At 71.0% G+C, this 9,716-nt stretch carries 13 protein-coding genes; all 13 read left to right on the top strand.

Features of this window, described 5'->3' with window-relative positions:
• Nucleotides 1-13: 13 nt before the first annotated feature.
• Nucleotides 14-232 carry an MbtH family protein gene (locus ACX25U_RS00270; protein ID WP_454387895.1) on the top strand — a complete coding sequence of 73 codons (219 nt, stop codon included), beginning with the start codon at nt 14-16 and terminating at the stop codon, nt 230-232.
• A 74-nt stretch (nt 233-306) separates the two neighbouring features.
• Entirely contained in the window at nt 307-564 is a 258-nt protein-coding gene (locus ACX25U_RS00265) for an acyl carrier protein (RefSeq protein WP_384208476.1), read from the top strand.
• Between the two features lie 51 nt (nt 565-615).
• On the top strand, nt 616-1,143 hold the full coding sequence (locus tag ACX25U_RS00260) for a DUF3995 domain-containing protein (RefSeq protein ID WP_454387893.1): 528 nt from the start codon (nt 616-618) through the stop codon (nt 1,141-1,143).
• Complete coding sequence (gene sbnA / locus ACX25U_RS00255; protein ID WP_454387892.1) at nt 1,143-2,147, top strand: 2,3-diaminopropionate biosynthesis protein SbnA; 1,005 nt, start codon at nt 1,143-1,145, stop codon at nt 2,145-2,147. Before ACX25U_RS00260 ends, sbnA begins: the two co-directional genes overlap by 1 nt.
• Nucleotide 2,148: 1 nt before the next feature.
• Nucleotides 2,149-3,156, top strand: a complete 1,008-nt coding sequence (gene sbnB / locus ACX25U_RS00250; protein ID WP_454387890.1) for a 2,3-diaminopropionate biosynthesis protein SbnB — start codon at nt 2,149-2,151, stop codon at nt 3,154-3,156.
• A gap of 83 nt (nt 3,157-3,239) precedes the next feature.
• A complete protein-coding gene (fabG, locus tag ACX25U_RS00245) occupies nt 3,240-3,980 on the top strand; it encodes a 3-oxoacyl-[acyl-carrier-protein] reductase (RefSeq protein WP_454387888.1) in 741 nt (246 codons plus the stop codon).
• A complete protein-coding gene (locus ACX25U_RS00240) occupies nt 3,977-4,420 on the top strand; it encodes a 3-hydroxyacyl-ACP dehydratase FabZ family protein (RefSeq protein ID WP_454387887.1) in 444 nt (147 codons plus the stop codon). Before fabG ends, ACX25U_RS00240 begins: the two co-directional genes overlap by 4 nt.
• Nucleotides 4,407-4,889 (top strand): 3-hydroxyacyl-ACP dehydratase FabZ family protein, encoded by a 483-nt coding sequence (locus tag ACX25U_RS00235; RefSeq protein ID WP_454387885.1) that lies wholly within the window; start codon nt 4,407-4,409, stop codon nt 4,887-4,889. Before ACX25U_RS00240 ends, ACX25U_RS00235 begins: the two co-directional genes overlap by 14 nt.
• A 71-nt stretch (nt 4,890-4,960) precedes the next feature.
• Nucleotides 4,961-5,218, top strand: a complete 258-nt coding sequence (locus tag ACX25U_RS00230) for an acyl carrier protein (RefSeq protein ID WP_384208476.1) — start codon at nt 4,961-4,963, stop codon at nt 5,216-5,218.
• A 5-nt stretch (nt 5,219-5,223) separates the two neighbouring features.
• Nucleotides 5,224-6,432 (top strand): beta-ketoacyl-[acyl-carrier-protein] synthase family protein, encoded by a 1,209-nt coding sequence (locus ACX25U_RS00225; protein ID WP_454387883.1) that lies wholly within the window; start codon nt 5,224-5,226, stop codon nt 6,430-6,432.
• Nucleotides 6,429-7,619, top strand: a complete 1,191-nt coding sequence (locus ACX25U_RS00220; protein WP_454387881.1) for a beta-ketoacyl synthase N-terminal-like domain-containing protein — start codon at nt 6,429-6,431, stop codon at nt 7,617-7,619. The genes ACX25U_RS00225 and ACX25U_RS00220 overlap by 4 nt, the downstream gene beginning before the upstream one ends.
• Nucleotides 7,594-8,730: a beta-ketoacyl synthase N-terminal-like domain-containing protein gene (locus ACX25U_RS00215; RefSeq protein ID WP_458633798.1), complete on the top strand. Its 1,137-nt coding sequence runs from the start codon at nt 7,594-7,596 to the stop codon at nt 8,728-8,730. The genes ACX25U_RS00220 and ACX25U_RS00215 overlap by 26 nt, the downstream gene beginning before the upstream one ends.
• Nucleotides 8,727-9,716 (top strand): beta-ketoacyl synthase N-terminal-like domain-containing protein, encoded by a 990-nt coding sequence (locus ACX25U_RS00210; protein ID WP_454387878.1) that lies wholly within the window; start codon nt 8,727-8,729, stop codon nt 9,714-9,716. The genes ACX25U_RS00215 and ACX25U_RS00210 overlap by 4 nt, the downstream gene beginning before the upstream one ends.

Below are 9,716 nucleotides of genomic sequence, written 5' to 3'. Positions count from 1 at the left end.
GAGACACAACGAGATGAGCAACCCGTTCGACGACGCGGACGCCACCTACCTGGTGCTGGTCAACGACGAGGGCCAGCACTCCCTGTGGCCGGTCTTCGCCGAGGTGCCGGCCGGCTGGAGCACCGCCCACGGCCCCGACGGCCGCCAGGCGTGCCTGGACTTCATCAACGAGAACTGGACCGACATGCGCCCCAAGAGCCTTGTCGAGGCCATGGACCAGGCCGCTTCCTGACGGCCCGCAGACCCACCCCCCACACCGCGTTTCCACCGAAGAGAACACACCAGAGACACCTGAAGGAGCCCACTGTGTCCGAAGCCCGTGACCAGCACCTGGACGAGCTGCGCGAGATCGTCGCCGAGGTGCTCGAGGTCGAGCCGGAGGAGATCACCGAGACCGGTTCGTTCGTGGACGAGTACGAGGCGGACTCGCTGCGGGCCATCGAGATCCTCGCCAGGATCGAGAAGAAGTACAAGATCGACATCCCGCAGTCCGCACTGCCCGAGATGGGCAACCTCAAGGCCGTCTACGACGTCGTGGCCGAGCAGGCCGGCTGGCAGGACTGACCCTTTCCACCACGGCGACGACGTCACGAGGGAAGAGAACAGACGACGGACATGAATGTTCCAACAGCTCGGGAAGCCGGCGGACGGCAGGGGGCCTGGGCCGGACACACGGCCGCGGTACTGGCCTTCGTCTTCGGCCTGTTCAGTTTCCACTGGGCGGCCGGAGGCACCTTCGCCCTCGACACCCTCGGCGGCGTGATCCAGCGGATGGCCGCACGACGGGACCCCGGATTCATCGCCGTCGTCTGGATCACCGGCGCACTCAAGATCGCGGGCGGTCTCTTCTCGCTGTCGCTCGTCCGGCCGTGGGGCCGCGTCGTCCCCCGCCCGCTGATGCTCACCGCGGGCTGGGGCGGCGCGGCACTGCTGACCGCCTACGGGGCCCTGCAGGTCGGCAGCCTGCTCCTGGTGGCGTTCGGCGTGCTCACCCCGTCCGACCCCGTCGAGTGGAAGCCGCTGCTGTGGCGCCTGTTCGTCTGGGACATGTCGTTCCTGGTGTGGGGAATCCTGCTCTTCCTCGCCACCCGGACCTATGTGATGAACCATCCGCGGCGCCCAGAAAGGCGCGTAGGACATTGATGTACGACACCGCGCAGGACCTGGTCCTCGACCGAGTCTTCCTGCGGCTCGACGGACTCGTCCCCGACATCCGGCTACTGCTCAAGATCGAGGGTTTCAACCCGGCCGGCTCGATCAAACTGAAGACCGCCATCGGCCTCATCGAGGACGCCGAGCAGTGGAACCTGCTCCGGCCCGGCGGCCACATCATCGAATCGTCCTCGGGCAACCTGGGGGTGGCGCTGAGCTCCGTGTGCGCCGCCAGGGGATACCGCTTCACCTGTGTGACCGACCCGAACACCTCGCCGCAGAACGCCGCCCTGATCCGGGCCTTCGGCGCGCAGGTGGTGGTCGTCGACACCAAGGACGCCAACGGCGGATTCCTGCAGTCGAGGATCGACTACATCCAGGACCGGCTCCAGGAGGACCCCTCCCTGTTCTGGCCGAACCAATACGCGAACCAGGCCAACCCGCGGATCCACCGCCACCGTACCGCCGCGGCCATCCTCGCCGACGTTCCAGAGGTCGACCATCTGTTCATCGGCGCCGGCACCACCGGCACCCTGATGGGCTGCGCGGCCTTCTTCCGCGAGCGCTCCCCGCACACCCGGATCGTCGCGGTGGACACCGCCGGATCCGTCACCTTCGGCTTCCCTCCCGGGAAACGGCATCTGCCCGGCCTGGGCACCAGCCGCAGGCCGGAACTGTGCGACCCCGACCTCGTCGACGACGTCGTCATCGTCCCCGAGGCGGAGGCGATCCGCATGTGCCGCATGATCGCCAGGAGCCGAGGCATCGCCGTGGGCGGCTCCACCGGCTCCGTCCTCGCGGCCGTGGCGCGCAAGGGCCCGGGACTGCCGCCCGGCTCCACCGTGGTGGCCATCGCCCCCGACACCGGGGACCGCTATCTCAACACCATCTACAACGACGCATGGGTCGAGGAACGGTTCGGGCACCACGCCCTGACCCCGCCGGGGACGGACGACCACCCGGACGCCGACGGCTCACTGCTCCTGAAAGGCTGACATGTTCGACTTCCACGTCGTCAGCGGCGAAACCGCCCGCCGCGTCATCGGCCGGTCCCGGTCGAGGATCGTCGACGAGGTGCGGGACACCTACCTCACCCATGACCTGGGTGACTCGGTCAACCCCAACAGCTATTTCCTGCGCTTCCCCGACAAGCCCGACAGCCGCATCATCGCCCTGCCCGCCTATCTGGGCGGCCGGCACTCGGTCGCCGGCATCAAGTGGATAGCCAGCTTCCCCGCCAACATCCAGCGCTCGGTGCCGCGCGCCTCGGCCGTCCTGCTGCTCAACGACTACGAGACCGGCTACCCGTTCGCCTGTCTCGAGGCCGCTCAGATCAGCGCCGCCCGCACCGCGGCCTCCGCCGTGCTCGCCGCCGAGACGTTCAGCGTCGCCCGCAGCACCCGGCGGCTCCTGGTGATCGGCGCGGGTATCATCGCCCGTAACATCCTGGAGTTCTTCGTCGACCGCGACTGGCAGATCGACGAGGTGCTGGTGCACGACCAGGATCCGCGCTACGCCGAGTCGCTCACCGCGTACGTGTCCGGCACCCTCGGCCGCAAGGCACGTACCGCCTCCGACCGGGAAAAGGCGATCGCGGAAGCCGATCTGGTAGTGCTCGCCACCACCGCCGCGGAGCCCCATCTCACCCGGCCGGGCACCTTCGCACCCGGCCAGCTCGTCCTCAACATCTCGCTGAGGGACATCGGCCCCGAGATCATCGCGGGCTCGTACAACATCCTGGACGACATCGGCCACTGCCTCACCGCGAACACCTCGCCCCATCTGGCCGAGCAGAAGTTCGGCCACCGCGACTTCATCAACGGCACCCTCGCGGACATGATCCGCGGCCGGCGCCGGGTGATGCGCGACCGGCCCGTCATCTTCTCGCCCTTCGGCCTCGGTGTCCTCGACCTCGCCGTCGGCGCGTTCGTGTACCGCGCGGCCCTCGAGGGCGAGGAAACCACCGCCGTCGAGGGGTTCTTCGGCGAGACCACCCGATGGTGAACCCCCGCCGCCGGTGAACCCCCGGCCGTCCCCGCACCACCACTGACCCACGTCCACACCCGAAGCACACGAGGTGATTTCCCATGTCCACGCAACGCCGTGCCCTTGTCACGGGTGGATCGCGCGGTATCGGCGCGAGCGTCGCCCTCCGCCTCGCCCAGGACGGCATGGACATCGCGTTCTGCTACCGCAGCGAGAAGGACCGGGCCGAGGAGACCGCCGAGAAGATCCGCGCGTTGGGTGTGCGCTGCTTCCACGCCCCCTGTGACGTCGCGGACTTCGAGGCCGCCCAGTCCTTCATCAAGGAGGCCGAGGCCGAGCTCGGCCCGCTGGACACCCTGGTCAACTCGGCCGGCATCGTCCGCGACAACCCGCTCGTGCTCATGCCGGTGGAGGACTGGGGGGCCGTCATCGACGCCAGCCTGACCGGCGTCTTCAACTTCTGCCGGTCGATGGCGTTCGGCTTCATGAAGCGCAAGCAGGGCGTCATCGTCAACATGTCCTCGGTGGCCGGCATCTACGGCAACAGGGCGCAGACCAACTACTCCGCCGCCAAGGCGGGGATCAACGGCATGAGCAAGTCCCTCGCCAAGGAACTCGCCCCGTACGGCATACGGGTCAACGTCGTCGCCCCCGGCTTCATCGAGACCGACATGACCGCGGGCCTCACCGACAAGATGCGCGCCCAGGCGCTGGACCTCGTACCGCTGGGCCGCTTCGGCACCACCGAGGACGTGGCCGACCTGGTGTCGTTCCTGGTCTCCGACCGGGCCGGCTACATCACCGGGCAGATCCTCCAGGTCGACGGAGGCATCGTCCTGTGAGCCGCCCCTTCGCCGCCCCGCTGACCGCGGTCGACACCGTCGACATCACGGACCTCGCGGACACCCCGGCGGGCGGGCGGGTGGAGGCGGTCAAGCGGATCGTCGCCGACGATCCCTACCTGGCCGGCCACTACCCGGACTTCACCATCTACCCGGGCGTGTTCACCCTCGAATCCGTCCACCAGGCCATCCGCCACTGGGCCACGCGGCGGCACGGCCCGGGCACGGTCGCCGAACTGACCGCCATCACCTCGATCAGCTTCGCGGCCCCGCTCCTGCCGGGGGACACCCTGCGCATCGGCTGCGACCTGACCGAACAGGGCGGCACACCCGCGGCGGTCCGGGCCAAGGTCCGCTGCCACCGCGCGGACGGCGCCCTGTCCGCCCGGATGACCCTGGAACTGCGCATCGACCGGACGGACGACGATGACCACGCTTGAACACGCCGACATCCGGCGCATCCTGCCGCACCGTCACCCCGTCCTGCTCGTGGACCGCGTCCTGGAGATCGAGCCCGGGGCGCGCGTCGTCGCCACCAAGACCGTGACCGGCAGCGAACCCTGCTACGCGGGACTGGACGAGGACCTTCCCGCCTCCGCCTACGCCTACCCGGCCTCCCTGCTCGTCGAGTCGTTCGGGCAGAGCGGTGCCGTGCTGTGGCTGTACTCCGCCGCCGCGCAGGGCGAACAGCGTGAGGGCACCCTCATCTTCGGCTCCGCCCGCGAGGTGACGATCACCGGCAGCGCCTACCCGGGCGACGTGCTGCGCCACGTCGTCGAGATCGACCGCGTCATCGGCGACAACGCCTTCATGCGCGGGGAGATCTGGGTGGGCGACCGTCGCATCGCCACCCTCGGCTCGGTCCTCGCCGTCGTACGCGACGGGCTCACCGCCGCCGAAGCCACCTGATCCGCCGCACCCCCACCTCAAAGGCCGGTCATCACCGGCTCCCGCCCCCAGCCACACTCAGGAGAACACCCATGTCCGAAGCCCGTGACCAGCACCTGGACGAGCTGCGCGAGATCGTCGCCGAGGTGCTCGAGGTCGAGCCGGAGGAGATCACAGAGACCGGTTCGTTCGTGGACGAGTACGAGGCGGACTCGCTGCGGGCCATCGAGATCCTCGCCAGGATCGAGAAGAAGTACAAGATCGACATCCCGCAGTCCGCACTGCCCGAGATGGGCAACCTCAAGGCCGTCTACGACGTCGTGGCCGAGCAGGCCGGCTGGCAGGACTGATCACCATGAACCGACGAGTCGTCATCACCGGGCTCGGCCCCGTCTCCAGCATCGGCATCGGCGTCAAGGCGTTCGGCCAGGGGCTGCGCGACGGCGCCAGCGGCATCTCCCCCATATCCAGCTTCGATTCCAGCGGCTTCCCGCACTACATGGCCGGTGAGGTACCGGACTTCGAACCCCACGCGCTGCTGCGCACCCTCTCGCCCTCCGAATGGGGCCGCACCAGCCAGTTCGCGGCCGCGGCCGCACGACTGGCCGTCGAGGACGCCGGTCTCGACGAGGAGACGCTGGCCGGCGCCGCCGCCGGCTCCAGCATCGGCACCACCAGCGGTGAGTCCCAGGTCATCGAGGCACTGACCGCCGAGTGGGTGGACGGCGGACTGTCCGGCATCAGCCCCGCCTACGCCGCCCAGGTCCCCGCCGCCCGGCTGGCCACCGCCGTCAACCAGGAGCTCGGCCTCACCGGAGAGGCCGTGACCCTGTCCACGGCCTGCTCGGCCAGCAACTACGCGCTGGGCTACGCCTACGACCAGATCGTCACCGGCGACGCCGACTACATGATCGCTGGAGGCGCGGACTCGGTGTGCCGCTGGGCCCACGCCGGTTTCTACCGGCTCGGCGCGCTCACCGAGAAGGTCTGCTCACCCTTCGACAAGGACCGCTCCGGCATCCTCACCGGCGAGGGCGGGGCCGCCCTCTTCCTGGAGACCCTGGACTCGGCCACCGAACGCGGCGCGCACATCTACGCCGAGGTACTCGGCTACGGCCTCAACTGCGACGCCAACCACATGGTCGCCCCCGACCCGGTCAGCATCGCCGCGTGCATGCGCCGGGCCCACCGCAACGCCGGCATCACCCCCGCCGACGTCGACTACATCTGCGCCCATGGCACCGGCACCCCGGCGAACGACGTCATGGAGGCCCAGGCCGTCGTCGAGGTCTTCGGCGACCGGCCCCCGCCGATCAGCTCCATCAAGTCCATGCTCGGCCACACCATGGGCGCCGCCAGCGGATTCGGCGCGATCGCCTCCGCGCTCGCCATCGACGAGGGCTTCCTGCCCCCGACCACCAACTACCGCACCCCCGACCCCGCACTGCCCGCCATCGACCCCGTGCCGAACGAAAGCCGCCCGGCACGCCTCAAGGTCGTGCAGAACAACGGCTTCGCCTTCGGCGGCAACAACGCCATCACCATCCTCGGACAGGTCGCATGAACGCCACCGCTGCCCTCACCCCGGACAACACCACCGGCTCCGGCCCCCGTAACGCCCGCGACACCACCCTGGCCATCACCGGCTGGGGCGTCGTCTCCTCCCTGGCCATCGGCGCCGACGAGTTCACCGCCGCCCTCCGCGAAGACCGCAGCGGACTGCGCGACGTCACCGGCATGTTCGACGAGGAACTGCCCGAGGACCAGGCGTTCGCGATGCCCGACTTCAAGGTCCGCGACCACCTCGGCCGCAAGGGCACCAGCTTCTTCGACCGCAGCACCGCACTCGGGCTGCTGGGCTGCACCCTCGCGCTCGGCGACACCGACCTGACCGTCACGGACGACAACCGCGACCGCGTCGGCATCGTCCTGGGCACCACCGCCGGCAGCATCAAGGCCACCAGTGACTACAGCCGCGAGACCCTGGAGAACGACCGGCCCTACCTGGTCAACCCGGTGCTGTTCCCCAACACCGTGATGAACTGCGCCGCCGGACAGTCCGCGATCTGGCACAAGCTCAAGGGCGTCAACGCCACCGTCGCCGGCGGACAGCTCGCCGGGCTGAGTGCCCTGCGCTACGCCCGCAACCAGATCCGGCGCGGCTACGCCGACGCCCTGCTCGTCGGCTCCGTCGAGGAGTTCAGCCCGCACACCGCCTGGTTCACCCACCGCCGGCACTCCGCCGAGGAGGGCCGAGCCAAGCTCGGAGAGGGCTCCGCCGTCTTCGTCGTCGAGGACGCGGCGACGGTCCGGGCCCAGGGACGTCGGCCCGACGCCGAGGTCCTGGCCGTCGAGGTCGGCACCTTTGGAGCGCCCGGCCGGGAACCCGACGCCGGCGCCGGGCTCGCCGACGTGATCCGCCGCGCGCTGGCCCGCGCCGGGGTGGAGCCGTCCCAGGTGCGGGCGGTCGCCACCGGGGAGAGCGGGATCGCCCGCCTGGACGACATCGAGCGCCGCGGCACCGAGGCCGCGTTGGGCACCGAGGTGTGGCGGGTGCGGGCCAAGCAGTGGGTCGGCGAATGCCACAGTGCCTCCGGCTCGCTCCAGATCGCCGCCGTGCTGGCCGGTCACCGCGGCCACCCGGAGCTGGACGGCGCGGTGTCCGTGGTGACCTCCGTCTCCTCCGACGGCGGTGTCGGCGCGGCCGTACTGAGGGGGTGGCACCGTGCACGTGGCGATCACCGGAGCTGACCTGCTCACCTGCCACGGCGGCACCGACGCCACCCACGCCGCCCTGGCCAAGGGCGTCGACGGCAGCCGGACGCTGCGGTTCTACGACACCGACCGCATCAACGTCACCCGCGGCTACCACGTGGACGACGGGGTGGACGACGGGGACGAACTTCCGCTGCGGGCCGGGCGCTGGCTCGCCCGCTGCGTGCTCGGCGCCGTCCGCCAGGCCGGGGTGGACCCGGCCCGCGAGCGGGTCTCCGTCATCATCGGCACCGGGCTGCGCGAGCTGCGGGCCGTGGAGCGCTGGGCCCTGGACAGCGTCCCGGTGCGCCGCAGGGACCTGCACTTCACCACCGCGGTGCGCGAGGTGCTGCCCGGGGCCACCGAGGTGATCACGGTGTCCAACGCCTGCTCCGCGTCCGGACACGCCCTCGCGCTCGCCCAGGACCTGCTCGCGGCCGGCGAGGCCGACGCGGTCGTGGCGGCGGGCTGCGACGCGATGAGCGAATCCATGCTCACCATGATCGGCCGCGTGGCGGACGCCCCCACGCCCGCGCTCCAGCCCTTCCAGGAGGGGCGCGCCGGTGTCCTGCTGGGCGAAGGTGCCGTGGCGGTCGTGCTGCGGCGCGCCGCCGAGGCGGGGCCCGGTGCGCTCGCCACCGTCCTGGGCACCGGGCTGTCCTGCGACGCCCACCACGAGACCGCCCCGGACGTCGGCGGCATCGTCGCCGCCATGCGCGACGCGCACCGCCGCGCCGGTGTCACCCCGCAGGACATCGGCCTGATCCTCGCCCACGGCACCAGCACCGCACTCAACGACCCGACCGAGGCCGCCGCACTGGACACGGTGTTCGCCGGCGTCGCGCCGGGGCCGCTGGTGACGGGCATCAAGGGCGCCATCGGGCACACCTCCGGCAGTGCGGCACTGATGAGCCTGCTCGTCGCCGCCCGGGCGATGCGCTCCGGCTCGGTGCCCGCGACGGTGGGACTGACCGAGCCGATCGAGGCGGCCGCCGGGCTGCGGCTGGTGACCGGTGAACCCGCCCCCTGCGAAACGCGGGTGGCCCAGGTCAATGCCTTCGGATTCGGCGGAGTCAACGCCGTCAGCGTGATCAGGGTGGACCGATGACCACAGACCAAGGCGGCGTGACCGTCACCGCGCACGCCCTCCATGTGCCCGACCCGGCCGGCGCACCGGCCGACACAGCCGCCACCGCGGCGGCACGGGACCTGTTCTCCTCCGTGGCCCCGGAACCCGCCTGCGGCCCGGACCAGGCGCACACCGTACTCGGCCGCAAGGGACTGCTGTTCAAGGAGGACTCGACCCGGCTGGCGCTGTGCGCGGTCCACCGCGCCCTCGGTCTGCCCCCGGGCAGACTCACCGAGCCGCTCCCCAGAGCGGAACACACCGCGGTCGTCGTCAGCTCCAACTTCGGCAACGTGCAGACCGTCCGCGACATCGTGGCCGGGATGCGCGCAGGCTCCGCACACGACGTCAGCCCGCTGAACGGCCCCAACGCCTCCAGCAACGTGATCGCCAGCACGATCGCGATCCGCTACGGCCTCACCGGACCGAATCTGATGGTGTGTTCCGGCGCCACCTCCGGCCTGGACGCCGTCCGGCTGGGCGCCCTGCTGCTGCGCGGCGAGCGCGCCCGGCGGGTCGTTGTGGTCGGCGTCGAACCCGGTGACGACACGGCCCGCGGCCTGGCCGCCCTCGGCCCGGACACACCCGGCGCGCCGGCGACCGCCGCCCCGCTCCGGCCGGCCGCCGCGTGCGTCGTGCTGGATTCCGGCGGGGAGGGACCGCGCCTCGGGGACGTACGCCGCCACACGCGGCCGGACGACATCGCCGAGGATCCCGCGGCGCCCACCCCCCTCCGGCTGACTGCCCCCGGCGCCGCGGACACCGGCGGCATCGACCTCACCGCGTATCTGGGCGAGGTCTACGGAGCACTCGGCGTGGTTCAGCTCGCCGTGGCCGCCGCCTGGCTGTCCGCCGGACAGCGGCCCGAGCCGGGCGGAGCACTGATCACCTGCGGTGACGGCGAGGACGGCTACGCCTCGGTACGTCTGGACCCGGCAGACAGCCCCGTCCTCGCGGGAGCCCGCTGA

It is taken from the genome of Streptomyces sp. JNUCC 63 (assembly GCF_054366325.1).
Note: the sequence above shows the minus strand (reverse complement) of the source record. Positions and strands in the feature narration are given on the sequence as shown.

Bases quoted from the DNA above. Each gene is read 5' to 3' on its own strand.
- ACX25U_RS00210 (WP_454387878.1), top strand. From the start codon at position 8,727: ATGACCACAGACCAAGGCGGCGTGACCGTCACCGCGCACGCCCTCCAT.
- sbnA (WP_454387892.1), top strand. From the start codon at position 1,143: ATGTACGACACCGCGCAGGACCTGGTCCTCGACCGAGTCTTCCTGCGG.
- ACX25U_RS00220 (WP_454387881.1), top strand. From the start codon at position 6,429: ATGAACGCCACCGCTGCCCTCACCCCGGACAACACCACCGGCTCCGGC.
- sbnB (WP_454387890.1), top strand. From the start codon at position 2,149: ATGTTCGACTTCCACGTCGTCAGCGGCGAAACCGCCCGCCGCGTCATC.
- ACX25U_RS00230 (WP_384208476.1), top strand. From the start codon at position 4,961: ATGTCCGAAGCCCGTGACCAGCACCTGGACGAGCTGCGCGAGATCGTC.
- fabG (WP_454387888.1), top strand. From the start codon at position 3,240: ATGTCCACGCAACGCCGTGCCCTTGTCACGGGTGGATCGCGCGGTATC.
- ACX25U_RS00235 (WP_454387885.1), top strand. From the start codon at position 4,407: ATGACCACGCTTGAACACGCCGACATCCGGCGCATCCTGCCGCACCGT.
- ACX25U_RS00225 (WP_454387883.1), top strand. From the start codon at position 5,224: ATGAACCGACGAGTCGTCATCACCGGGCTCGGCCCCGTCTCCAGCATC.
- ACX25U_RS00260 (WP_454387893.1), top strand. From the start codon at position 616: ATGAATGTTCCAACAGCTCGGGAAGCCGGCGGACGGCAGGGGGCCTGG.
- ACX25U_RS00270 (WP_454387895.1), top strand. From the start codon at position 14: ATGAGCAACCCGTTCGACGACGCGGACGCCACCTACCTGGTGCTGGTC.